This window comes from Bifidobacterium crudilactis, assembly GCF_000738005.1.
Classification (GTDB): Bacteria; Actinomycetota; Actinomycetes; order Actinomycetales; family Bifidobacteriaceae; genus Bombiscardovia; species Bombiscardovia crudilactis.
The window spans coordinates 1,519,936-1,545,483 of record NZ_JHAL01000002.1 but is presented as its reverse complement, the minus strand read 5'-3'; the positions used below and the strand labels follow the sequence as shown (position 1 = coordinate 1,545,483).

Sequence of the window (25,548 nt, the reverse complement as noted above, 5' to 3'; positions counted from 1 at the left end):
CGGAGGGTTTATACGAGCAGGTCTTTGTGAGTCTGTGCCCAGAGCGAAAAGGCCTTCAGCATGCCGTCGCGCTCATCGTCGTCCACGAAGGCGGCGTGCAGGGAGTTTTCGGCCAATTGCGCCAACTGGGGGAGCGTGAAGCCTAATTCCGCCAGGGCGTCGTAATTGTCGGCGATGTATCCGCCGAAGTATGCCGGGTCGTCCGAATTGACGGTAATCGACACTCCGCTGTCAATCAGCCGTTGCAATGGCAGCTCATCCAGATCGTTGACCACCTTGAGTTTGAGATTCGACAGAGGACAGCAGGTCAAGGCGATGCCCCGCTCTTGTATCGTATTCAACAGTTCGGCGTCCTCAACGGAACGGATGCCGTGATCCACACGTTCCACCTTCAAGTCATGCACCGCCTGCGAGACATACTCCGCAGGGCCTTCCTCACCGGCGTGGGCGACCAGGTGCAAGCCTATTTCCCTGGCCCGCGCGAACACATCACCGAACAGTTCCGGTGGATATCCCACTTCCGCCGAGTCCAGCCCCAGCCCGAGCAGTTCCGAGGCTCGCGGGGCCAGAGCGTCGACGATTTCTTCTGCGGATTGAACAGGCATGTCCCTGACGATGCATGGAATCAGACCGCAGCTGATGCCGTATCGTTCGCGTCCGAGCAGGGTGCCGGCCAGCAGGCCGTCGAGCACGGTGTCGATGTCAATCCCGTTTTCGACATGGACCTGAGGGTCGAAGAATATCTCGCTGCGCACCACGCCTTGCTCGTGCGCCTTGGACAGGTACGCAAGGACGAGATCTTTGAAATCGTCGGCGGTGCGCAGCACGTTCATCAGTTCGTAGTAGAGGTCGAGAAAGGATTGCAGATTCGTGAAATGGTAGCGCTGGCGAAGGTCCTCGAGTCCGGCGAAAGGAAGCTCGACCTTGTTGCGCTCGGCGAGTTCATAAGCCAGTTCGGGTTCGAGCGTCCCCTCGATGTGCAGATGCAGTTCGGCCTTCGGCATCGTTCTGATGGCGTCGGAGATAATAGGTGAAACCATGAAACCCCGTTTTGTTGTTCTTCATCGGTCATGTGATGGGTCATAAGTGTAGTTCACCGTTTTGGCCGATTCGTAAAGAGCTCACACTGTTGCGGGTGTTGTATTCGAGGCCGTCGGGTCGTTCTGGAAGCCGAGAAGAATCAGGGCTCCGACCAGCAGTATGCCGATGGAGAGCACACCCAGACTGGGGTTGCCGGTGATGCTGGTGATGAGGGCGACAAGGAAGGTGCCCAGTACGCTGGCGAATTTCCCGAAGATGTCGAAGAAGCCGAAATACTCGTTCGCACGGTTCTTGGGAATCAATCTGCCGTAATAGGAGCGGCTCAATGCCTGTATGCCGCCCTGGAACAATCCCACGGCTATGGCCAGAATCCAGAAGGCGGTGGCGGTGCGCAGCAGGAAGGCCGCGAAGAACACGATGGCCATATATGCGATGACCGCTATGACGATCATGCGTTTGGCGCCGAATCTTCCCGAACATCTGCCGTAGATGATGGCGCTGGGGAACGCGACGAACTGCGTCGCCAGGAGAGCCATGACCATCTGGGTGGAATCGATGCCGAGCTGTGTGCCGTAGGACGTCGACATGGCGATAATCGTGTTGACCGCATCGATATAGAGGAAGAACGCCAGCATGAACAGCAGCAGTGATTTGTTGTGCGCGATACGCATCAGTGTGGTGCGTAGTTCACCGAAGCTCTGACGGATGCTGTTGCCCATCTGTGAGGCCGTGGCACGGAAATGTCGTTGGCGGTAGCTTCTCACCAACGGGACCGTAAACGCGGCCCACCACAACGCGGTGACGATGAAGGCAATGCGCGTGCATTCGGCCGTGGATATGCCGAACATCTGAGGACCGACGAAAATCAGGGCTATGCAGAGGATGAAGGGCACGGTCGAACCCACGTACCCCCATGCGAAGCCATGCGAGGAGACGCGGTCCATGCGTTCGTCGCTGGTGACATCGACGAGCATCGAATCATAGAAGGTGAGAGAACCGTTCAATCCTATCGAGGATATGATGCAGAGGATAAGAAAAGGCAGCCAAGACAACGGGAGCGCCAGCGCACAGCAGGCCAGCATGCCGGTTCCGCAGAACCCGAGGAAAAACTTGATTTTCATTCCTTGGATGTCCGCTATTGAGCCAAGCAGTGGCATCAGCAGCGCGATGACCAATGCGGCGGCTGTCTGGGCGTAACCCCACGTCGAAACGATGTTGCTCTCTCCGGCCTGTTTGAGCAGCGAATCCGCATAGATGGGGATGATGGCCGTGGACAGCAGCACGAAGGCGGAGTTGCCCACATCGTAGAGTATCCAGCGCTTCTCCTCGGGGGTCATCGTGGACCTGGCGGAATCGGCCTGCGATTCTGTCATCTGCGTGGGGTCGCCGTTCGGACTGATGTCGTGTGACTGTGCGTCGTTCTGCAACGCAGTCGGCAGACCGGATGCTTCTTGTGCGACTGGGTTCGTGCCCGCCATACCTGTCCTTTGCATACATGTGGTGCTGTGTTCGTCATTCGACGTCTCATCGGAAAACCGGTTCGACCACTGCTCGGCACGCTAACAACCGCGGGTGTCCGAGAGGCTGAAAAGGCGTGAACGGAGAATGAATAGTCCTTGAGAGATGGCTGAAAGCAGTCCTTCAATGCTTGCAATGATGCGGATGCAACCTGTGGTTGCGGACAACGTGCGGTTGCATTTTGCCCATGCAACCCGAAGCTGGTGGCGGCATGGTCCATATTCCGGGAGAATTGAATCATTACACAGCATTGGGTGGAGTGAATCGGGTGCAGCGCTCTGAAGAAAACAATCCGAACGAGCACTCCAGCCCAACGCTTTTAGGGAGAGGAACGACGATGGGGTTTAGTAACAATCTGCAGAGCCTGCGTTCGCAACGGAATATGACACAGGAACGGCTTGCCATGCTGCTCGGTGTCTCTCGGCAGGCGATATCCAAATGGGAATCGGAGAAGGCTTATCCGGAGATGGATAAGCTGTTGATGATTTGTGACCTCTTCGGATGCACGCTCGACGACCTGGTGCTCGGAGACGTGAACAATCCACAAGCCATTCGCGGCAGCGGACAGACGCATGAGGCAGACGCGGGGATGCGACCTGATGGAGAGCCATCGACCGGAACGGCAACCATGCTTGCGGCTTCGATGACCTCGATGGCGTCATCCGCCACGGGTCGTGCCCCTGCCACGGACATCACCGGTTACGATGCGCATCGAAAATCCTTCGCATTGCGAATCGCTTCGGGTGTTGCGGCGCTCATCGCGGGGACTGCGTTCATGCCGCTCTTCGATGAGGGAGGTTCGGAGGAAGGGACGGGGATGTTCTTTGCCGTGGCGATTATGTTCATCGCCATCGTGATTGGTCTGGCCTTGATTATCCCTGCGGGGATGAGCCATGCCGAGTTCAGGCGGAAGCATCCCTTTGTGGAAAACTTCTATACTGATGAGGACCATGCGCAGTCTGCCAGGCAGCTGGCGGTAGGCATAGTCATCGGCATTGCCTGCATTTTGGCAGGTGTCGCCGTGGTGGTGTTCTCGGATGCCGTGGATGGAGCCGGAAACACTGCGGTGGGGTGGTCGAATGCGGCGACAACCGTGTTGCTGCTTGCTGTGAGCATCGGTACCTTCTGCTTCATCCTCTTCGGTGTTCGTCATGGCATGCTGGATATCGATGAGTACAACCAGGAATCGGAGCAGGAACAGACATCACACACCTCACACGGCAAATACGGTCGGATAAGCGGTGCCGTCTGCAGTGTGATTATGATTGTCGCCACGATAGTGGGTCTGTTGGTGCTATTCGGGGGAGACCCCTCGAACATGGGCTTCTTCGGTTTGAGTCTTCCCTTCTGGATGGCCTGGGTTATCGGAGGGCTCTTGTGCGGTGTCACGAATGTTGTTTTCGAGGTGCTTGACGACGGCGAGAAGAAGAGGTCGTAGTCTCGACGGATAGACGCGATCGCTATTGGAATGGAGCAGGAGTTGCGCATCTGTGTAAGAGGCGCTATCCTAGTGAAGTTGTGTGTTCTGCCGGTCATGTGCCGGTAAGGTGAACACCAAAGACTTGAACGTTAACGATTCTAGGGAGTCAACATGGCAGCTCGTTGCGCAGTGTGCGGTAAGGGACCGCAGACCGGTTTTTCCGTTTCACATTCGCATATCCGCAATAAGCGCACCTTCCGTCCGAATCTTCAGGCGGTTCGTACCACTGTTGAAGGTCAGAACGTGCGCGTGCGCGTATGCGCAAAATGCCTCAAGGCAGGCAAGATTCAGCGCGTAGCAGCCTGATTCACCACCTCTGCTGAGCCGTACAGTGTGAAGTGCGGTGCGCTTCACACTGGCGAGGTGAGCGCCTGCAAACGGCGCGAAGGATTGCGTAGCAATCAAGAAGATGTGCGTATTACTTGGTATACCAATGCCCCTGTGATTATGTCACAGGGGCATTGGTATACCCATATTCCCGGATGCGGCCGGTTCTGTAGGGATTTGCAAACAGACCGCAGGGATCGGCTTTGCAAAAAGGCTGTTTTGCAGGATCAATACTCGGAGTATCGATGAAAATCCCTACACAAACGACGATGGTGCGCGATGTTGCGTGGTGTCGAGTTGGTTGGCGAGAATGGATGCCATGAGTATTTCCCTGGACACTACGGTTTCATCATTGATGACGAACCGACGTCGGGTGGGAGCGCTCAAATCGCTGGGCGTGCTGACCGTGCATGACGCCATCACCTACTACCCCTTCAGAGTGACGGACCCGGTTCCGCTGCTGCCGTTACGCAGCATCACCGTAGGCACAGCCGCGGCCTTCGCCGGAGTGGTTCGGGAACTCAGAGTCAGGCCGCTGGCCGCGCGCCGAGGATACAGACTTGAAGCTCTGGTGGATGATACGGAATTCGCCCTGGAACACTCCGTCAGACCGTCATCGGCAAATCTGGTGTTCTTCAGCTATAAAAAACACTTTGTGGATTGGCTCAGTTCACGACTCGGTCAGGGAAGCTCCATCGTCGTGCAAGGGGAATCGAGCTTCTTCAACGACCGTCTGCAGTTCACCCATCCCGAAACTCTGGTGATAGGCAAGGATGTCAGCACCGCCGATGAAGGCCTCGCCAGAGTTTCCCGGCCGCGGCCGGTGTATCACGCGAACTCGCGAATATCCTCCGAGCATATCCATGAATCCATCCTGACGATGTTGCAGGCTTTGGCCGAATCGGATGAAACGGTTGGAACCTCGACGTCCCCGAATCCCGATGCTCTCGCCGATGCGGACGAGAGGGGAGGCGATGACCGCAAGGTCTCCGCCGAGGAGCTTGGCAGAGCGATACCGGATATCGTCCCGGAAGATATCCGTCTGTCGAATGGTGCCATGCATCGTGCCGAGGCGATTGTCGCGATGCATGAGCCCACGGATGCCAAGGAATTCGCGAAGGCCATCGCGACCTTGCGCTACGAGGAGGCCTTCATCTCCCAGACCGCGCTGCTTCGCTCGCGTGAAGGGGTTCGTGCCACGCCCGGTTACGCTTGCCCGGTGGATGAAGAGCATAGGCTTCCGAAGGATTTCGTGGCCTCCCTGCCCTTCGACCTGACCGCAGGGCAGCATGAGGTTATCGATGCTATTCAGGAGGATATGGCGAAGCCTTATCCCATGCAACGCTTGTTGCAGGGCGAAGTGGGTTCGGGAAAAACCGTCGTGTGCGTTGCGGCCATGCTGCAGGCGGTCGATTCGGGCAATCAGGCGGTACTGGTCGCACCGACGCAGGTGCTTGCCGAACAGCATTATCAGACGATATCCGATATGGTGCAGAAGTTATCCGTCGGGCAGACTGCCGGAGCTGGGAGCGAGGCGAAGAATACCGTGCCTGTGGTGCTGCTTACGGGTGGCATGCGACTGGCGCAGCGTCGCAAAGTGCTGGCTTTGGCCGCGAGCGGAGAGCCGTGCATAGTCATAGCCACGCATGCCGCCTTTTCCACGACCTTCCAAGCCCCGAATCTTGCGTTGGTGGTCATCGACGAACAGCACCGATTCGGTGTGGAGCAGCGTGAGGCGCTGAGACGGAAGAACGAGATTGCGCCCCATCTGCTGATTATGACCGCAACTCCCATTCCGCGGACCGCCGCGCTGACATGGTTCGGTGATTTGGATATTTCGGAGCTCCGGGAGCTTCCTGGAGAACGCAAGCCTATTCGCACCATCGTCGTGCAAGAAGCCGATGGAAGCACGATGAGTCGTATGTTCCTGCATATCCGTCAGAGGGTGGAGGCAGGGGAGCGGGCGTATATCGTATGCCCGCGTATCGATGAGAGCAGTGAAGCCGAGGAGGACCCGGAGGGTGGCGCTCCGATGCCGCCCGAGGATTCTGAGCAGGAGAATGAGGCCGTTCCTCTGCACTCGGTCGAGGAGATTGAACGTCGTCTGCAGGCGTTGCCGCAGTTGAAGGGACTCCGCATAGCCACGCTGACCGGTCGCGATGATGATGAGACGAAGCAGCAGGTGATGAAGGATTTCGCGGCGGGGGAGAGTCCCGTGCTGGTGGCGACCACCGTTATCGAGGTCGGAGTGGACGTGCCGCAGGCCAGCTGCATCGTGGTTTTCGATGCCGACCGCTTCGGCCTTTCGCAGTTGCATCAGCTGCGCGGGCGCGTGGGCCGTGGCGGAACCAAGAGCTGGGCCTTCTTCATATCGCGCGCGGAGCAGGACTCTATCGCGGCGCAGCGTCTGGCGATCATCGAACATTCGAGCGACGGTACGGAAATCGCCCAGGCGGATCTGGAGCTGCGCGGTGCCGGTGACGTGTTCGGGGATGCACAGTCAGGTGGTCGTTCGTCATTGAAACTGCTGCGCGTGGTCAAAGACGCCGATGTGGTCGTGCATGCCCGCGAACAGGCTGCCGAACTTCTTGTCAGAGACCCGGAACTTTCGCATGAGACGATTCTCGCCGGAGCCGTGTTGGATTTCATACGCGGCAATGAGGCATTCCTCGCCACCACCTGAGGGTCGCACAGAGGTCGCTGGTGAAGATGTGACGGCGTTGCTGCAGCGCTTTCGCTCGAAGCGTCGGATAATGGGATTATGCGCATTGTTTCCGGAAGATTTAAAGGATTTCAGCTGACCGCTCCCAAGGCGGGTACCCGTCCGACGACCGATCGCGCCAAGGAAGGGATATTCTCGCACCTCGAATCGTATGGTGAGTTGGAGGGGGCGCGGGTTCTCGATCTTTACGCAGGTACCGGTGCTCTGGGGATAGAAGCCTTGTCCCGGGGTGCGAACGCGCTCGTGGCGGTCGAATCCTCCGCTCAGGCTGCGGCGTTGATTGCCGGGTCCTTGAAGGCATTGAAGCGCAACCCCTCGTGGCTCCAGCAGGACACGGCCAGAGTGGTGAGGGGAACTGTTGAGCGTTTTGTGCGTTCATCTGCCCCGACGCAGGAGGATGCGCCATCATCCGGGTTTGACGTGGTGTTCATGGATCCCCCGTGTGCCTTGGGTGACGATGAGATACGCGATGTGCTTGCTTCTCTTGTTACGAGGAAGGTCATCCGGGGGAATGGTGTCATGGTGGTTGAGCGTTCCACCCGTTCGCCCGAACCTGTGATTCCTGAAGGTTGGGATTTGCGGCAAAGCAAGCAATACGGTGAAACAGCCGTGTATTACATCGAGCGGCTCGAAAGCTGATGTTCAGCACCTCCAATCACCGATGGGATGCGGTAGACGCAGCCTCGATGAAGCGGGGATGGTTTTGTACATGATAACGCTCATACTGACAAAATGTTAGTGAAAACGATATTCTTGACCGTCTCTTCTTTGAAGGCTGAAAGGTCGGAAATATCCTTAATCTTAGACATGTAGTTACGTCAAGATATCGCTGACCGTCAATCACAAGGAGATTCACATGGCAGTTGAAAGCAGCATCGTCAAATCGCTGAGCACCCGGCATTCCGAGTATGCTCTGACCGAAACGTCACCGCTCGGCAACGAAGATGTCGCTGACCTGATCAAGCAGGTCACCGAGCAGGTTCCCAGCTCCTTCAACGGACAGTCGCAGCGCGTGGTGGTGCTCTTCGGTGATGCCAGCAAGAAGCTTTGGGACATCACGCTCAAGGCCCTGCGCGGTGTCGTTCCCGAAGACCAGCCCTTTGAATCGACCGAGCAGAAAATGGCTGGATTCGCATCGGGCCAGGGGACCGTGCTGTTCTTCGACAACTCCGAAGTGACGAACGCATTCGCAGAGAAATTCTCCGCCTATGCGGAAAACTTCCCCACATGGGCACAGCAGGCGAACGGGATGCTCCAGATTTCCGTGTGGACGGCACTGAGCGAGGCCGGTCTTGGCGGCAGCCTGCAGCATTACAATCCCCTGATTGACCTTGCGGTGGCTGAGGAGTTCGATATCCCCGGAACGTGGAGATTGATCGCTCAGATGCCCTTCGGTGGAGTGTCCACTCGCGCCCAGGCCAAAGACAAGCTGCCTATCGACGAGCGGGTCAAGGTCATCGGCCTCTGATTGGTCCTACCCACACGGCGTGTGTAGCCAGGACGAGACCTACCCGAGTCCTTGAGCACTGACTTGGGCAATGACTGGGGCACAGAGGAGTGGCATGTTGCCGGTTCTCAGCGCCCTGTGTGATTCCCCTGTGTGATTCCCCCGTGTGATTGCCCTGTGTAATTGACGCTGTGTAATTGCCTCGTGATATTACCTTGTCTCAAGTGCCCTGCGTAATTTGCCCTGTGTTATTTGCCCTGTGTTATTTACACAGGGCAATTGCTTTGTTCGTGGGCGCTACGCTCGCTGTTTCATGTGTGCGTCGGCGAGTGGCTTGGGGTGTGTCCCGCTGACTTCCCATCCAAGCGACATGAGCGTTTTGCGGTCGGCCTTGTCCAGCTCGGCGCAGTTCAGAGCTTCGATGAGGTCCGGTCTGATTTCGCTGGTCCTCGTCAGTGCATCGTCTCTCCGGAAGCGGTCCACCTTGGCGTGGTCACCGCTGAGCAGCACCGGTGGAGCCTCGTGCCCTCTCCAAAGAGCCGGTTTGGTGTATTGGCGATGCTCCAAAAGAGACTGTGCACCCGTATAGGATTCCTCGACGATGGAGTTCGGGTTTCCCATAAAACCAGGCAGCAGTCTGGTGATTGCCTCAAGCATGACGCATACGGCCACCTCGCCGCCATTAAGCACATAATCGCCTATCGAGTATTCACGCACATCGATGTGCTGGTCGCGGTAATACTCGGGCAGCCGGGCATCATAGCCCTCATACCGGCCGCAGCCGAAAATCAGGTGTTCGGCGTGGGAGAGTTCTGTCGCGTCGCGCTGCGTGAAGAGCGGCGCTGAAGGATTCGGGAGTATCAGCACTGGGGACGATGCCTGCTCGGCTTTGGTCGCTTCTGCGGCGTCATCCATCCCCAGGAGCTCGTCGAGGCATTCCGCCCAGACCTCGGGCTTCATCACCATGCCGGCCCCACCACCCACGGGTGTGTCGTCCACGGAGTGATGAATATCGTGAGTCCAATCGCGTAAATCATGCGCCTGCACCTGTAGCAATCCATGTTCCTGAGCCTTGCCGAGGAGACTCAAATCGAGGTTATGGAAGTATTCGGGGAATACGGAGACGATGTCGATACGCATAGTATTCACCATATCGGTTGCCGAGTCGCTGTTCTGCCGAAACTGTGCAATGACGCACGATAAGCTGCACATTCTCGGCGTGTCGAGTGTGATACCGCACAGTGTCGAATCTGTTGCACAGGGTTGCGGCAATGCGAGGCGCAACAGCGTGGCTTGCCGCTTTCAGATGGCGTGAGCCGCAGTCACCCGAGCGCCTGCGGGTCGGGAATGAGACCACCGGGAGGGTCCAGTGTGAGATATCCTTCGTCAAGAAACACTTCGGGAACGATTTCATCGACAAAGGGCACCAGCGATGTCAGGGCATCGCCATCCGCCGACTGCGATGTGATTTCAAGAATGGATTGTGCTGCACCCTCAAGAACGTCGCTGACGGTACCGACACTGGTGCCTTCAGGAAGTCCAAGTGCGTTGCCGTCGACCAATCGAGCCTGCAGACCAATCAGATCGGACGGGTACCATGCATCCTCGTCGGCCATGGTTTCGGCATCGTCCGCTTCGCAGAACAGTTCGAGACCGTTAAGAGCTTCGGCAGCATTGCGGTCCTCGACACCCTTGAACAGGACAATCCAACGCAGTTTGAAGCTTCGCGAGCGAATCACGGTGAATTCGCGGCCGTCCTCAGTGGAAAGCACGGAACCGGGTGCGAATCGTCGTTCAGCTTCATCGGTGAAGGCCATGACATTCACTTCGCCCTTGAGACCCTGTGCTCTGCCGATACGACAAACCCTCAGGAGCTCGCGCTGCTGAGGGTCGTCATTGCTGTTGTGCTCGTTCACGTCAGCCGTTCACCTACGTACATCCATGATGTCAACCCGTACCTTGTGGTCGGCCAAAGCCTGTGACACGGTACGAATCGCGTTGGCCGTGCGGCCGCTGCGGCCTATGACACGGCCGATATCCTCAGGGTTGACGCGCACACGAAGCAATTCGCCGCGGCTGTTCTCATTGGATTTGACGGAGACGTCATCAGGAAAATCAACGATGTTCTTGATGAGATGTTCGACTGCCTGGGCAAGCATGTTACTCAGCCTTATCTTCCGAAGGGGCGGTCTCGGTGGTGGCTTCCTCTGCGGGAGCCTCCTCAGCGGCCTTTGCGGCAGCTGCCTCGGCCTTGACCTTGGCGTCGGCCTCTGACTTCGCGGCCTTCAGCTTCTGTGCTTCCTTGTCGGCCTGCTCAACGCGGGTCTCGGCATCTGCACCGCTTTCAGGCGTCTTCAGCGTGCCTTCAGCTCCGGGCAGGCCCTTGAACTTCTGCCAGTCACCGGTAATCTTCAGCATGTTGAATACTGCGTCGCTCGGCTGTGCTCCAACACCGAGCCAGTACTGTGCTCGCTCGGAATCAATCTGGATCAGCGAAGGCTGCTTGTTGGGATCGTAGGTGCCGATCTCCTCGATGACCTTGCCGTCACGCTTCTTGCGTGAGTCAATGACCACGATGCGGTAGTAGGCATAGAACTTCTTGCCCAGACGCTTCAGACGAATCTTGGTTGCCAAAATGGCTCTCCTTGTTAACTTGGGTGCTTCGCGTAGTGAATGTGTGGGGCACAGACACCCGTTCGGCGTGTCCTCATGCGTACGGGTTTAGAGGGCGCCGCCCGCATGAATAACAATGGGTAATTATAGGCATAGCACCGGATTTTTCGCCACCTCGGTGTGGTGGTGGGCTTCGACCTTCCTCGTTGGCGGCCGAATGCACGAATCACTCTTCCAGAGGGATTCCCACAGCGGAATTCACATTCACAGTGTGCGGGTGCATTGGACGAGGGTTGATGGCAGATGTGTGCACGGCGGCTGCATCGCGAAAGGTGGGCTTGCCCTGTCCGGGCAGACCCACCTATGCGTCGAGACAATCAGATTGTCAGACCTTCGCTGTTACCGATTCAGGCCTTGCAAACGGGACCTTCTGGTAATTGCGCCGCCGATGATGGCCATCGCTCCTACCAGGTAGAGCACCAGGGCGATGTCTGCGCCGGTACGTGCAAGCTTCGTCGTGCTTGTTGCGACGGCGGCTTGAGCCTTGGCCTGCTGGAGCGCGGTTTGTTCTGCTGCGCTGAGTTTGGCCGCCGCATGGCCGAAGAGACTGAATGAGTGCGTGGTGAACTCCACGGCACTGCCGTCCGCGTTGGCCTTGGCGTCGAGCAATTCGATGCTGCCGTCTTCCAGCTGGTGTGCAATGACCATATTCCTGCGTTTGGCGAGTTCCGAATCATTGATGCTGACGGTTACGCTTTGACCGTCGGGCAGGCGGTATTCGTCGCCGGTCAGAGTATTGACCAGATGAATGTCGAAAAGCGCCGTCAGTTCCCTCTCTCCGATGGCATCGGAGAACAAGGCCCGTTTATCGTCATCAAGGTCTTGCTCATCGACTATCAGACGAACATACCAGGGCAGACCGGCAATGCCGATGGTGCCATGCGTGGAGTTCACCACACCGGATTCCTGTTGCAGACGGGCGAGCTTCTGCAGAAGGGACTGCGGAAGCTGTGCGCGCTCTTCTTGGCTGAGGGCCTCGAATAGTACGGTCACTTGAGCTACGAGGTCCGCTTGCTTGCGTGTGGTGACCTTGTCGGGCAGATTGTCTATTGCATCCGACACGTCACCGATGCTCTGGTTGTTCTTGATGGTGAAGGTGCCCTTGACGAAGGTGATGTCGTAGTTCGGATTGCTGAAGCCACCTTCGGGTTCAAGAATGTCGTAGGTGCCGACGTTCTCGCCCGCTGCCCTAGTGAGCGTTCCGGTGATGATGTCGGAGCCGAGAAGCGTGCCTTGAGTGATGGAATATCCAAAGGTGGGGTCGGTCTCTGCGAACTTCTTCGAAGCGTCGTGGGCGGTGATGGTGATGGAAGCCGGTGTGATGGTGAAGTTGACCTTGCCGATTGCCGTATCGCCGTTGTAGGTGGCCTGAACGAAAATCGTGTAGCTTCCTGCCTGGCTGAGCTGCAGCTCGGCTTGTGAAGCAACCCAGTCTCCTGCAGCGGCGCTGATGTCGGCGTTAGCTCCCGATGCCGCCTTGTAGGCGAGTGAATACTCGGATGCCTTCAGCTGCTTGGCATGCCCGTTATAGACCCGTTCGACCTTCGAGGTGCCGGTGACGGTGTTGAATGAGGTGCCGAGGTATTCGCGGTCGGCGCTTTGCGCCGTCCAGACCTGGAGATTGACGGTTGTGGGGCAGAGGGCGTCAACGCGTTCCTTCAGACTGTTCAGGCCATCGAGTAGAAGAGATGCAATCGCCGACAGGGAGGGCTTGCCCTCCGTGTCCAGAGCGGTGATTCTGTCGATGAGAACTCGGATTACGGCACTCGACATCGAGCAGTTGTTCGCGATGACGGCCTCTCCCTGCTTGAGCAGCTTCTCGATAAGTTCGCGGATGTCCTCACGGAAACCGTCGGATTGAACGTATGCGATGCCGTCTTGAATGTTCGACAGCAGCTGATTGACTGCGGCCTGGGCTTCGGCGACACTCATATCCTTGAAGTCGTTGACACCGGCAATAACCTTTCCGGCGATATTTCGAGCTTCGTCGGCAAGGGCATCGAGACGGCTCAAGAGTTCGGCATAACGCTGCTTTGCGGATTCGACCCCCTGCTCGACCTGGTCGGCGAGGTCCTGAAGCTCGGCCTGAATCTTCGCAATTTCGCTGCGAATCTCTTCAAGTTGCTTTTTGGCCTCTTGCGCGGCGGCATCCAATGCGGCGTTTACGGCATCGGCAATCTGCTTGGCGGCTTCTTCGATGGCATCGAAGAGCTGCTGCTTGACTGAATGCAATGCCGAGGTAACGGCCGATGCCACGGCTGTTGAGATGGCCTCGGCAGCGGTGCTCGCGGCGAGCTGCTGGGCTTGTTCTGCTGGCAATGCTGATGTCGTGTGGGTTAGCTGCCGAGCTCGCTCCTCGGCCGATAATTCTTTATTGTTCAAAGCCGCTTCAACTTCAGCGAGCGCTTGATAAAGACCTGTGGCTCCCGCACCTGTGCTTTGGTCGGCTGGTTGGCCAATTGTGGAGCGTATCTGGTCGATAACCGTGTTAGCGGTACTGGAAGCGGCGCTAACGCCGCTCGTCAGAGCATCATTAAGCGCGTTCTTTGCTGGGTCGGTGTACGTCGTACTGAGTGCAGTCTGGGCTGCTTTACGTGCCGCATTTTGTGACGAGAACGTGCCCCCTCCAACGCAGCTGAAAGTTCCCAACCCTAGTACCGTGTATGTGCTACCTTCCTTTTGGTTAACACAGTCGGTTGCCTTTTGCTTGCCGGTGTCGAAGTTTGTCAGTGCGTCTTTCGCACCCTGAAGAAGACCCAAGGCAATTTTCAAACCACCATCTGTAATGGAAACAATGCTCCCGCCTGAAGTAATTTTCCCGTTGCTGTAAGTTGCAGAACCATTAGCAATTTGTTCCAATATGGAGGGACTGCCGTTGACAAGGGATTGATATGTGTTGAGGGTGGATACATTCTTATCCAACTCTGCTTGTGCTGCCGCCACGGCTTGCTGAGCTATGGCGACTCCCTCTTCGTTTTGCATAAGAGCAAGATTGCTTGCATAAGCGGCATCGTAGGCTTGCCAATACTCGCTCGTATGATTGCTGCCATCGATTCCAGGTTTGCCGTCAACGATGTGCGAGGTGTACAGCTCTTCGTACACCATGCTCGAAACCGCGGTCTTGACCTGTTCGCCGGCTTCGTCGATGAGATTGTCGATGGTCTGCTTGATGTCGTCGTCGACATCCTCCAAGGCGAGGTCCCCTGCAAGGACCTTCTCGCTGATTTCCTGAGCGTAGGCGGCAACCGAAGATGCCACCTGCCGCATGACCAGCAGGGCGGTTTCACGGTCGATCTTGGTCAGGGCATCGTAGGTCTTGTCGACAATCTGCGCGCAGATGCTCTCGTAAAGAGGCTTTTGGGAATCGCTCGTCGCCAGTTGCGCCACGCATGTGCTGGTCAGGGAGGATTTCAGGTCATCGGACGTATCGGCGTATGCCGGTGTGACCGCGGTGCCGACAAGCAGCACGCAGGCGAGTCCTGCGCCCAGTGCCTTGGCACTTGCGGATTTCAACGCCGCAAGGCCCGGGAAGTGTTTTCGTACAGTGTTCTTGGCCATATTTACTCTCTAATGAAGTGGGTAAAATTACTATTGGTGTAATAATATTTACATAGAGTATTGATTAGGTTATGCTTGAGGTTGAATCACTGAGGAGGGGCTGCTGTTGGTCTTTCTGAAATACCGGAAACGTCCTCATCCACCGCAGAGGGGGATGAGGACGTTTCCGGTATTCGTACTGCTAACAGGGAGAAAGAAGGCTTTACGCGGTCAGGCCACGCGTATCGATGCGACCAGTGCACGATGGTCCGAGCCGGGTATCGGCAATGACTTCAGGGCGACCGGACGCAGACCCGGTGTGAGCAGAACATGGTCAATCTCTATCAAGGCCGGAATCCACCGCCAGGATGACGGGAATGTGTAGTGATAGCCTTTGCCGAGTTCATAGGATGCGTCGACGAAACTCGATGTGCGGAGCAAAGACCTGAAAACCGGATGGTAGAGGCTTGAATTGAGATCACCGAGCAGCACCGTTTCCACTGCGCTCGCTCTTCGAGTCTTTGCGGAAGCCGGAATCTGCTGGTCCGACCATGCGTCGGAAGGGGTGGGTTCCGAATCCCAATGAGACGGTGATCCTCCCAGTTCACCCAGAGACTGAATGCCCTGATGCCAGAATCTCCCGCCTCTGCCCGGTGATTTCGGATGCGCCGATGCGAAGCGGATGCCGGTTTCGCCGAGTGTCAGGGTCGCGGTCGGTATCGCTGCAGCAGGCAAGGTGATTGAGGATTCCTCACTGGAATTTGCTTCGACTCTCAGCAGTAGCGCATTGCTGCCGCCGTTGTCGTCGTCACGGGATGCTCCGGTGACGGTATACGGCAATTCAGTGTCTAATCCAGCTGTTTCCAAGGATTGCAGCAACTCCGGCGTCACTTCCTGAAGTGCGAGAACATCGATGTGGTTGTCCCGAACCGTGCGGATGACCGATACCGGGTCGGCCCGTCCGAAGCGGCAATTGAGCGTCATCACATGAAGAGCATCCCCGGAGTGCGCGCCATGTTCGGCAGTGCTCCGGCGTTCGGGCAGTCCTGTAAGTCTCAGCAAAGGTCCCGGCATATCCAGGATCATCGCCGCATGCCACAGCCCTTGCACGCAGAGCAACGCAGCGGCGGTGATGCCCTGGGGCACCGCTCCGGCGAGAACGCATGCCAACAGGATCAAGGCAGTGGGAATCCACAGCAATGGGATGAGCGCGATGAGTTCGGGCAAGGGCCGATACACATCCCATCGGGAGGGGATATGTCGCAATGCCATCCAAATGGCAATCACCGCGCAGATAAGCCACAGCAGCATAGAGGCTCTTAGTTGCCGAGCAAGCCGCCAAGACCGCCACCGAGATTTGGGGGCATGTCAGGCATGCCTGCGGGAGTCTGAGGCTTCTTGCTGAACGCCGATCCTGAGGACTTCGGACCGTTGCCGCTCAGCCTCTCGCGCAGCGCCTTCTCCTCGGCTTCGCGCTTCATCGGGTTGCCTGATTTGGAGTTGCGTTTCTTCGATTTCTTGCCGCCCTTTTTGCCGGCGCCTGCAGCCCCTCCCATGCCTGGCATTCCTGGCATGCCCGGCATTCCTCGTGAGCCGTTGCTCATACGGCGCATCATCTTGGCGGCTTGTTCGAAACGCTGCAGAAGACCGTTAACCGCCGAGACGGTGGTGCCTGCACCGTAGGCGATGCGGGCGCGGCGTGAGCCATTGATGATTTTCGGCTCGTGGCGTTCCTGTGGGGTCATCGAATTGATGATGGCTTCGGTACGGTCGATTTCTTTTTCATCGAACTGCTCGAGTTCCTTGCGGTGCTGCGCCATGCCCGGAATCATGCCAAGCAGGCTTTTCATCGAGCCGAGTTTGCGTACCTGCTGCAGTTGGGACATGAAATCATCGAGACCGAAACTGCCGTCGGAAAGTTTCGCGGCCGCTTCACGGGCCTCCTCCTCGTCGAACTGCTTCTGAGCCTGCTCGATGAGTGTGAGAATGTCGCCCATATCCAGGATGCGCGAGGCCATGCGGTCAGGGTGGAAGACCTCGAAGTCCTTGAGTCCTTCACCTGTCGAGGCGAACAGAATCGGCTTGCCGGTGACGCTGGCGACGGAAAGCGCGGCACCGCCACGGGCGTCACCATCGAGTTTGGAGAGCACCACGCCGGTGAAATCGACACCCTCGTCAAAGGCCTTGGCGGTCTGCACCGCGTCCTGGCCGATCATCGCGTCGATGACGAACAGAATCTCGTTGGGTTGCACGGCGTCACGGATATTGCGTGCCTGAGCCATCAGCTCCTGATCGACACCAAGGCGTCCGGCGGTATCGATGATGACGGTGTCATACAGCTTGTCCTGGGCGAGACGCACGGAATCGCGGGCGACCTTCACCGGGTCGCCGGTCGACTGACCGGGGGAGACCACGTCCGAGGAACCTGACTGCACGCCCGGTTCCGGTGCGTACACCGGTACGCCGGCACGTTCCCCCACCACCTGAAGCTGTGTGACGGCGTTCGGACGTTGCAGGTCGGCGGCGACGAGCAACGGCGTGTGCCCGGTGTCTTTCAGCCAATAGCCGAGCTTGCCCGCCAAGGTGGTTTTACCCGCACCCTGCAGACCGGCAAGCATAATGATGGTCGGTGGTTTCTTGGCGAAGTTGAGTGGCCTATCCACTCCTGAGCCAAGAACCTTCGTCAATTCCTCATTGACGATGCTGACAATCTGCTGCGCCGGATTCAGAGCCTTCGAGACTTCCTCGCCGAGTGCGCGTTCGCGGACCTGTGCTGTGAAGGAGCGCACCACGTCAAGTGCGACATCGGCGTCGAGCAGGGCGCGACGTATCTCACGAATGGTGGCGTCGATGTCCGCGGGCGTGAGTTTGCCCTTGGAACGCAGATGCTTGAAAGCCCCGGATAGTCTATCGGTCAATGAAGTGAAAGCAGCCATAGTGCTACAAGTCTAACGGTCAGGCGGGAGAATGTCGTGCCACTGGCGTGAAAGGACCGTGTTTGTCCGGAGCAAGTCGGGGAAAGTCGGGGAAAGTATGTCGTATGCGGCGTCCTTGCCGCCAGCACAGGCATCACCGTCATCGAAGGTCATGCCGATGCCGAGGAGATTGAGACATGTCACGGGCTTGCGCCGTCATGGATGTGATGAAGCTCATATGAATGGCGGGGCAATCTCCAATCAGTGAATGTTAGGGTGTCCATAACGGTGCAGGGGAGCGCTTGGGATACGGCGAAAGACACAGTGGCGGAAGACACAGTGTTGAGAAAGACAATGTAGTGACGCCGATTGAACACCATCGGGAAAGAGCTCATAGCTGCTCAACTGCACGGCAAGGAAGCTTCGCACTGATGTGCGGACGTAAGGGATGTACAGGACGCAAAGGAGCGATCATGGCCAAGAACGTCATTCAGTTTGGATTCGACAGCAGGACGGCGAACCAGCACAAGGAAGGAACCATCAAGGCGGCGGTGGCGACCGTCAAGGTTCTGGAATCCTGGGGGGTCAAGCATCTGTATGGCATTCCGGGCGGATCGATCAACTCGCTGATGGACGCCCTCTTCGTGGAACGCGAGAACATCGACTACATCCAGGTCCGACACGAGGAGGTCGGCGCGATGGCCGCCTCCATGCACGCCAAGTACACCGGCCATATCGGTGTATGCTTCGGGTCCGCCGGCCCCGGAGGCACGCATACGCTCAACGGCCTGTATGACGCACGCGAGGAGCATGTGCCGGTACTGGCTCTGATCGGTCAGTTCGGCACCGCGGGACTCAATATGGACACCTTCCAGGAGATGAACCAGAATCCCATCTATGCCGATGTCGCCGTATACAACCGACAGGTCTCCACAGCCGCTCAGATGCCTCACGTCATCGACGAGGCCATGCGTCAGGCGTACTCCAAGAACGGCGTGGCCGTCGTGCAGATTCCCGTGAACCTGGGATGGGAGGATATTCCCGCCGATGGCTGGTATTCCGCGGCGCATTCCTTCAGAAGGTATCCGAAGCCCCTGCTCGACACCGTCGACATCGCGGCCGCGGTCGAACTGCTCAACGCCGCTGAACGTCCGCTGGTCTTCGCAGGAGTCGGTACTCGTGGCGAGCATCAAATCGTGATGGACCTCTGCCGCAAGATCAAGGCTCCTTTGGCCAATACCGGCATCAGCTTCGACAACTTCCCTTCGGACTTCGAAGCGCTGCTGGGCAGTCCGAACCGAGTGTCGACGAAACCGTCCGTCGAAGTGTTCCCGGAAGCGGATACGGTGCTCTTCGTTGGCAGCAACTACCCCTTCGCCGAGGTATCCAACCTCTTCAAGAATGTGCGCAAGTTCATCCAGATAGATATCGACCCCGCGAAACTCGGCAAACGACACAATGCCGACGTCGCCATTCTGGGCGATGCGGGCGACGCCCTGCGTGCAATCACCGAGGATGTGGACGAGAAGGAGGAATCCGGCTGGTGGAGGGCGAATCTTGCCAACATCGCCAACTGGAACGCCTACGTGCATAAGTTGGAGAAGAAGCGCGACGGCGAGCTCCAGCTCTACCAGGTCTATGACGCCATCAACGAGCATGCCGACGAGGATGCCATCTTCTCGGTCGACGTCGGCGATGTGACCCAGACCTCGATTCGCCACCTGCATATGAATCCGAAGCAGATGTGGCGCACCTCGTCGCTGTTCGCCACGATGGGCATAGGCATTCCGGGCGCCCTGACGGCAAAGGTGGATTTCCCTGACCGGCAGGTATGGAATCTGGCCGGTGACGGCGGTTTCAACATGGTCATGCAGGATCTGGCGACGGAAGTGCAGTATCATCTGCCGATTATCAACGTCGTGTTCGCCAACAAGCAGTACGGGTTTATCAAGGACGAGCAGGAAGACACCAATCTGGGCTTCCTGGGCGTGCAGTTCATGGATATCGATTACGCGAAATTGGCCGAGTCGATGGGTGCCGTGGGATACACGATCACCACCATCGCCGAGGTTCAGGATGTGTTCGAGAAGGCGATGCAGGATATCGCCGCAGGTCGGACCGTGCTCATCGATGCCAAAATCAGTGGTGACAGGCCGTTGCCGGCAGAAATGCTCGAACTCGACCCACGCATCAGCACACCCGAGCAGATTGCCGAATTCCGCAGGCGTTACGAGGCCGAGGACCTGCAGCCTCTGAGCTATTACCTGGCCCAGGAAGGTCTCGATTCCACGGTTTCACGCATCGAACAGGGCGGGTTCTGAGCTGAAATCCACCGGATTGCCGGTTGTGTAGGGATATGAAAGGCGCTGAGACATATCGCTGGCGAGAATCGGCATCATTGCAATGGTGATGCCGATTCTCACGGTGAGACTTGACCGATAATCCCTACACAAAACACATACCCCACATGGTGCATCCGGCAAGGTACCTTCCCAAGCGGTGCATGCCGGTTCACCATATGCCGACTCACTGCATATGCCAGCATATGCGGTCAGAGACCTGGAACTCAGTGCTTGAGACTCCACGAAGAACCGCCTGGGGCGTCTTCGATAAGGACCCCGGCATTGTTCAGCGCATCTCGGATGGCGTCGGCCTTGGTGAAGTCACGGTCGGCACGAGCCTGAGCGCGAGCGTCGAGCTGTTCGCGAATCAAAGTGTCCAACACGGTTCCCCGTGCATCCTCAGCCTCGCTCGATGCGCCTGAAGCCCACTGAGCATCCAATGGGTCCAGTCCGAATACGTCAAGCATGGCGCGAAGCTGCAACAGCAGTTCTCGAAGAGCATCGAGCTGAGACTCGTCGCGGAGTCTGTCATCGAGCTGGGAAAGCAGCGTATTTCCGCTGCGAATGGCGGCGAACACGCATGCCATCGCTCCCGCAACGTTGATGTCCTCGTTCATCGCCGCAACGAAGTCATGTGGCAAGGCATCGGCATCCACATCCCTGACTTCGTCTCTTCCGGGCTGGGACCCCAAGGCGGCACCTGCCCTTTCGACGAAATTGGCGATACGGTCGAATGCGCTCGCAGCCTCGTTCAGTGTCTGATCGCTCCATTCCAGCATCGAACGATACTGCACGGAGGCCAAGGCATAGCGGACCACCCAGGCCGGATAGGCATCGAGCACAGTGGTGACGGCAAGGCCGTTTCCCAATGATTTGCTCATCTTCTCGCCCTTTTCGGTCACCCAGGCGGAATGCATCCAGTGCTTGGCGAAACCCCAGCCGGCGGCGTGGGACTGAGCCATCTCGTTCTCGTGATGCGGGAAGCGCAGGTCAAGACCCCCGCCGTGGATGTCAAAACTGTCACCCAGGTAGCGGTGGCTCATGGCAGAGCATTCGATATGCCAGCCCGGTCTGCCTGTTCCGAAGGGTGTCTGCCAGCGTGCGGTTTGCGGGTCACTCGCCTTGGGGGACTTCCACAGGGCGAAATCCCTGGGATCGTGCTTCTGCTCCGAGATGTCCGCGGCATCGCCGGGGTTGTATTTGTCTTCGCCCTCCGCATCTATGCTGGGGCCCATGCGGTCCGCCACGGCTGCGTTGTCGTCCGCGGCCAGGGTTCCGGACTCCTGATGCGTCAAAGCGCCATACTCCGGCCAGGAAGCCACATCGAAATAGACATCACCTGAAGGTTTGCCCTCGGCATCCTTCAACACGTATGCGTGCCCGTTGTCGATGATGCGCTGAATCAGGTCGACCATATCCAGAATATGGCCCGTCGCCCGTGGTTCGTATGTCGGGGGCAATACGCCGAGAGCGTCGTAGGCATGGGTGAACTCTCGTTCGTATATGTACGCACGTTCCCACCATTGCTGCCCGGCAGCCTCGGCCTTTGCGATGATCTTGTCGTCAACATCGGTGACGTTACGGATGAAAGTGACCTTGTAGCCAAGCCTCATCAGCCAGCGGCGAACCACATCGAAGGCCACGGCCGCTCGGATATGCCCCACATGCGGGGAGCTCTGCACGGTGGCCCCGCACACATAGATACCGACCTCGCCGGGTTTCAGAGGTGCGAAAGGCTCCACCTTGTGGCTTGCGGTATCGTACAAGCGCAGGTTCGAAGCCGCTGATGTGCTGGAATCATGCGATTTCTGGCGTGTGGTCATACCAACGAGAATATGCACGATGAACGACAACGGCAATATGCGAGGGTATCGAATCGTGTGGTCCTTGTGCACGTTTTACACAAGTGATGCCACAATGGAGGTATGGCAAAACCTCAGGTGCTCATCCTTCAGCATGCCGAATGGGAAAAACCCGGCAGGATACTGGAGTGTTTGGAAGACGTCGGTCTGCAGACCACGATGTTGAACATCACCAAGCAGACGAAGCCCGATCTTCCCGAATTTCAGGAAATCGCGGGCGTGGTGATTATGGGCGGTCCTATGGGGGCAACGGATTTCGAACACTATCCGGGGTTGAAAAAAGAGGCGAAACTCGCTCGTGCGGCGATCAGCGTCGGCAAACCGGTGATCGGCGTCTGCCTGGGGCAGCAGATCATAGCCACCGCGCTGGGGGCGAAACTCACTGCAGGAGCAGTGGATGAGGTCGGTTTCGGGCCTATCAAACGTCTGGCCCAGCATGATTACTTCTCGATGTGGAGCAGGCAGCTGAATGTACTGCACTGGCATCATGATGTGGTCGGACTGCCCGAGGGTGCGGAACCGCTGGCGCGTTCCGAGCAGACGAAGGTGCAGGCCTTCCGCATCGGTTCGGCGCTGGCCATGCAGTTCCATCTTGAAGTGAGCGGGCCCTTGCTGGAGGAGTGGCTTGAGGAACCGGCGATGGTAAAAGGCATGAAGAAATCTCAGATATCGCAGATTCGTGATGATTTCGCGGCTTTCAACACGCAGCTGCAACCTCTGGCTGATTCCGTGTTCTCCGGTTTCGCGGCACGCTGTTCCACATATGCGGCGTTTCTGGAGGATGAGCGCCGGTAGAGCGGCCATCACGCTGATTTCGGATTGCGGCTGCACAGGCGGTCGTCGTGCCGCCGAGGCTTCTGTGCAAGCATACGGCTATATTGGAGAATCATGCCGATATATGATTTGGGCCTTGAACATGTGGACCTCGCCTTCGCCACAACCACGATTTTCACCGATGTGACGCAGGGAGTGTTTGAAGGCGACCGCATCGGCATCGTCGGGCGTAACGGTGGAGGTAAATCCACCTTGCTGCAACTGCTGGCCGGAGTGCAGCAGCCGGATTCCGGACGAGTGACCAGACGCAACGGTCTTAGCTTCGGTATGCTCGATCAGCGCGATCCTCTGGACGACGCGATGACCGTCCGCGAGGCAGCTTTGGAGAACCGTGCGGACTATGAGTGGGCCGCAGACGCGACTTCCCGCGACATCGTCCAGGCCCTGCTCGGAGGAATCAGTCTCGATGCGAAGGTCGGGTCGCTTTCCGGAGGGCAGCGCAGACGTGCCGACCTCGCGAGATTGCTGCTGCATGACTGGGATATTCTGGCACTTGACGAGCCCACCAATCATTTGGACATCGTCACGATTCATTGGCTCGCCGAGCACTTGCAGTCTCGATGGTCGAAAGGCAGCGGCGCACTGCTGTTGGTCACCCACGATCGCTGGTTCCTTGATGAGGTATGCCAGAGCATGTGGGAGGTCCACGATGGCGTTATCGACCCCTTCGAAGGTGGATACAGCGCGTATATGCTGCAGCGCGTGGAACGCGATCGTCAGGCCGATGTGATGGAAAACAAGCGTCGCAATCTGGCGCGCAAGGAGCTGGCGTGGCTCACCCGAGGCGCTCGCGCCCGTGCCACGAAGCAGAAATTCCACGTCAAGGCGGCGAATGAGCTGATTGCCGACGTCCCACCGATGCGCAACGCATTGGAGCTGCGGCAGATGGCGACCTCGCGTCTGGGCAAGCAGGTGGTGGATCTGGTGGATGTGACCCAGATATACCAGCACAATGAAATCGAAGCCGCTCAGGCCGTCGATGTGGTCGAATCCCCCTATGCACAGCCTCCGCTGACGGGCTCGGTGGAGATACTGGTGGATGATGATTCGTCGAATGGACTGAGTGCACAGCATGGTTCCGATGGAAGCGAGGGCCAAGGCGGTGGAAACGATGACGGGCAGGACCAGACATCGGCGGCGAAGCATGTGACCATCAGCGGGCGCAAGGTACTGGACGATGTGACCTGGCTTATCGGACCGGGTGACCGTTTCGGCATCGTCGGTGCCAATGGGGCAGGAAAATCCACGCTGCTCAGCATCATAGACGGGACGCTGAAACCCACCGTCGGTCGTGTGAATATCGGTAAAACGGTGAAATTCGCCGTGCTGACACAGCGTTTGGATGAACTCGAAAAACTCGGCCCATACCGCATTCAGGAAGTGCTTGCACGCTACAAAAGCAGTTATATCGTCGAAGGCAAGGAAGTCACTCCCGGGCAGCTGATGGAGCGGCTCGGCTTCGAGTCGGCACAGCTGATGACGCGCATCCAGGACCTCTCAGGAGGGCAGAAACGCCGGATGCAACTGCTGCTCATCCTGCTTGACGAACCCAATGTGCTCATCATGGACGAGCCGGGGAACGACCTCGATACCGACATGCTCGCGGTGATGGAGGACCTGCTGGACACCTGGCCAGGTACCTTGATCGTGGTGTCCCACGATCGCTACCTTCTTGAACGCGTCACCGACCAACAGTATGCCTTGCTGGAAGGCAAAGTCCGTCATCTGCCGGGGGGAGTGGACGAATATCTCGGGTTGGTCGGCGTCGAGCACTCCGAGAATGGGTATGCGACATCTGACGATGAAGGTTCTGGAACGTCGTCCGCGGATGCCGGGGCCGATGCCGAGCAGGATGCCAAAGCCCAAAGAACCGCGAAGCGTGACGCGGGCAAACGAGCTAATGCGATAGAACGCAAGCTGGCGAAGTTGACGAAGTCGAAGGAAAGCCTGGAACAGCAGATGGCCCAGCATGACCCGGCCGATTTCGAAGGTCTCAATGCGCTGAACGAACAACTGCAAGCTGTGTCGCAGGAAGCTGATGCGCTTGAGGAAGAGTGGCTGGAACTCTCGGAACTCGCGGAGTCCTGAGCCGATTCGTATCGGGCTGATAAACGGAGCTGCGCGCAAAGTGGCTGGGTGTGCACGGGCCCGATACGATAACTGCACTACAAGGACAGCAATGCGGTAGAAATTCCGACCTATTGCTGTCCTTGTAGTGCAGTTATCTAACTCAAAGTAGTCATGTGCTTATGTGCACATGAAGCGTGTGTTGGGGGCAGCGAGCTAACGGCCGGTGACGGTTGAGCCCAATACCTTCTCGCTCAAAGCCTTCGGACCCCGGGTCACGGCGACCGAGCCGGAACGCACCAATTCGATGACCCCGTACTGTTCCAGAAGACCGAGCAGGGCATCAAGCTTGCCTTCCGCGCCGGTCGCCTCGATGGTCAGCGATTCCGGATGGACATCAACCACGCGGACGCGGAAGAGTTGGACGATTTCCAGAACATCGGAGCGGTTGTGCTCATTTGCTGCGACTTTAATCAGCACGAGTTCGCGTTCGACGGTGCTGTCAGGGTCGAGTTCAACGATTTTGAGCACATGCAGCAGTTTGTTCAGCTGCTTGATGATCTGTTCCAAGGGAACGGTCTCGACATCGGCGGTAACGGTGATGCGCGAGATATCAGGGCGTTCGGTAGGAGACACCGAAAGAGAGTTGATGTTGAAGGCGCGGCGAGCGAACAGGCCCGAAACGCGGGCCAGTACTCCCGGACGGTTCTCGACCAATACCGAAAGTGTGTGGCGTTCGGACCCCGGACGTGAAGCTGGATAGTTCACCATAATGCTCTGCAC

19 protein-coding genes are annotated in these 25,548 nt (G+C 57.7%); 8 read left to right on the top strand and 11 right to left on the bottom strand.

Annotation, left to right across the window (positions count from 1 at the left end):
- Window positions 1-8 precede the first annotated feature (8 nt).
- Both DB51_RS08525 and DB51_RS08520 read right to left on the bottom strand, forming a co-directional pair.
- Entirely contained in the window at window positions 9-1,040 is a 1,032-nt protein-coding gene (locus DB51_RS08525) for an adenosine deaminase (protein WP_051867402.1), read from the bottom strand.
- A gap of 81 nt (window positions 1,041-1,121) precedes the next feature.
- Window positions 1,122-2,414, bottom strand: a complete 1,293-nt coding sequence (locus DB51_RS08520; RefSeq protein ID WP_034254421.1) for an MFS transporter — start codon at window positions 2,412-2,414, stop codon at window positions 1,122-1,124.
- A gap of 482 nt (window positions 2,415-2,896) precedes the next feature.
- Here DB51_RS08520 and DB51_RS08515 point away from each other — a divergent pair, with 482 nt between their 5' ends.
- From DB51_RS08515 to DB51_RS08495, 5 genes are all read left to right on the top strand, one after another.
- Complete coding sequence (locus DB51_RS08515) at window positions 2,897-3,997, top strand: helix-turn-helix transcriptional regulator (RefSeq protein WP_034253229.1); 1,101 nt, start codon at window positions 2,897-2,899, stop codon at window positions 3,995-3,997.
- A gap of 153 nt (window positions 3,998-4,150) precedes the next feature.
- Window positions 4,151-4,345, top strand: a complete 195-nt coding sequence (gene rpmB / locus DB51_RS08510) for a 50S ribosomal protein L28 (protein ID WP_034253227.1) — start codon at window positions 4,151-4,153, stop codon at window positions 4,343-4,345.
- A gap of 340 nt (window positions 4,346-4,685) precedes the next feature.
- On the top strand, window positions 4,686-7,049 hold the full coding sequence (locus DB51_RS08505) for an ATP-dependent DNA helicase RecG (protein WP_034253225.1): 2,364 nt from the start codon (window positions 4,686-4,688) through the stop codon (window positions 7,047-7,049).
- Between the two features lie 78 nt (window positions 7,050-7,127).
- Window positions 7,128-7,727 (top strand): 16S rRNA (guanine(966)-N(2))-methyltransferase RsmD, encoded by a 600-nt coding sequence (gene rsmD, locus DB51_RS08500; RefSeq protein WP_034253223.1) that lies wholly within the window; start codon window positions 7,128-7,130, stop codon window positions 7,725-7,727.
- A 217-nt stretch (window positions 7,728-7,944) separates the two neighbouring features.
- The gene (locus tag DB51_RS08495) at window positions 7,945-8,556 is read left to right on the top strand and encodes a nitroreductase family protein (RefSeq protein ID WP_034253221.1); all 612 of its coding nucleotides are present in this window, start codon (window positions 7,945-7,947) and stop codon (window positions 8,554-8,556) included.
- A 276-nt stretch (window positions 8,557-8,832) separates the two neighbouring features.
- Here DB51_RS08495 and trmD read toward each other — a convergent pair whose 3' ends face one another.
- From trmD to ffh, 7 genes are all read right to left on the bottom strand, one after another.
- On the bottom strand, window positions 8,833-9,675 hold the full coding sequence (gene trmD / locus DB51_RS08490; protein WP_034254418.1) for a tRNA (guanosine(37)-N1)-methyltransferase TrmD: 843 nt from the start codon (window positions 9,673-9,675) through the stop codon (window positions 8,833-8,835).
- 182 nt (window positions 9,676-9,857) lie between these two features.
- A complete protein-coding gene (gene rimM / locus DB51_RS08485; protein WP_034253220.1) occupies window positions 9,858-10,451 on the bottom strand; it encodes a ribosome maturation factor RimM in 594 nt (197 codons plus the stop codon).
- 9 nt (window positions 10,452-10,460) lie between these two features.
- The gene (locus DB51_RS08480) at window positions 10,461-10,694 is read right to left on the bottom strand and encodes an RNA-binding protein (protein ID WP_034253218.1); all 234 of its coding nucleotides are present in this window, start codon (window positions 10,692-10,694) and stop codon (window positions 10,461-10,463) included.
- Window position 10,695: 1 nt separating this feature from the next.
- Window positions 10,696-11,169: a 30S ribosomal protein S16 gene (gene rpsP, locus DB51_RS08475; RefSeq protein ID WP_034253216.1), complete on the bottom strand. Its 474-nt coding sequence runs from the start codon at window positions 11,167-11,169 to the stop codon at window positions 10,696-10,698.
- Window positions 11,170-11,547: 378 nt separating this feature from the next.
- On the bottom strand, window positions 11,548-14,766 hold the full coding sequence (locus DB51_RS08470) for an MBG domain-containing protein (protein ID WP_034253215.1): 3,219 nt from the start codon (window positions 14,764-14,766) through the stop codon (window positions 11,548-11,550).
- 210 nt (window positions 14,767-14,976) lie between these two features.
- The gene (locus DB51_RS08465; RefSeq protein ID WP_162174637.1) at window positions 14,977-16,017 is read right to left on the bottom strand and encodes an endonuclease/exonuclease/phosphatase family protein; all 1,041 of its coding nucleotides are present in this window, start codon (window positions 16,015-16,017) and stop codon (window positions 14,977-14,979) included.
- A gap of 47 nt (window positions 16,018-16,064) precedes the next feature.
- Complete coding sequence (ffh, locus tag DB51_RS08460) at window positions 16,065-17,681, bottom strand: signal recognition particle protein (protein ID WP_034253213.1); 1,617 nt, start codon at window positions 17,679-17,681, stop codon at window positions 16,065-16,067.
- Between the two features lie 452 nt (window positions 17,682-18,133).
- On the opposite strand from ffh, the gene spxB reads away from it, so the two are divergent.
- On the top strand, window positions 18,134-19,981 hold the full coding sequence (spxB, locus tag DB51_RS08455) for a pyruvate oxidase (RefSeq protein ID WP_084674650.1): 1,848 nt from the start codon (window positions 18,134-18,136) through the stop codon (window positions 19,979-19,981).
- A gap of 245 nt (window positions 19,982-20,226) precedes the next feature.
- Here spxB and cysS read toward each other — a convergent pair whose 3' ends face one another.
- Window positions 20,227-21,825, bottom strand: a complete 1,599-nt coding sequence (gene cysS / locus DB51_RS08450) for a cysteine--tRNA ligase (RefSeq protein WP_034254410.1) — start codon at window positions 21,823-21,825, stop codon at window positions 20,227-20,229.
- Between the two features lie 102 nt (window positions 21,826-21,927).
- Between cysS and DB51_RS08445 the strand changes: the two genes are divergently transcribed.
- Together DB51_RS08445 and DB51_RS08440 are read left to right on the top strand one after the other, a co-directional pair.
- The gene (locus DB51_RS08445; RefSeq protein WP_034253212.1) at window positions 21,928-22,659 is read left to right on the top strand and encodes a type 1 glutamine amidotransferase; all 732 of its coding nucleotides are present in this window, start codon (window positions 21,928-21,930) and stop codon (window positions 22,657-22,659) included.
- A 93-nt stretch (window positions 22,660-22,752) separates the two neighbouring features.
- The gene (locus DB51_RS08440; RefSeq protein WP_034253211.1) at window positions 22,753-24,786 is read left to right on the top strand and encodes an ABC-F family ATP-binding cassette domain-containing protein; all 2,034 of its coding nucleotides are present in this window, start codon (window positions 22,753-22,755) and stop codon (window positions 24,784-24,786) included.
- Window positions 24,787-24,981: 195 nt separating this feature from the next.
- On the opposite strand, the gene ilvN is transcribed toward DB51_RS08440, so the two are convergent.
- Window positions 24,982-25,536, bottom strand: a complete 555-nt coding sequence (gene ilvN, locus DB51_RS08435) for an acetolactate synthase small subunit (protein WP_034253210.1) — start codon at window positions 25,534-25,536, stop codon at window positions 24,982-24,984.
- Window positions 25,537-25,548: the final 12 nt, after the last annotated feature.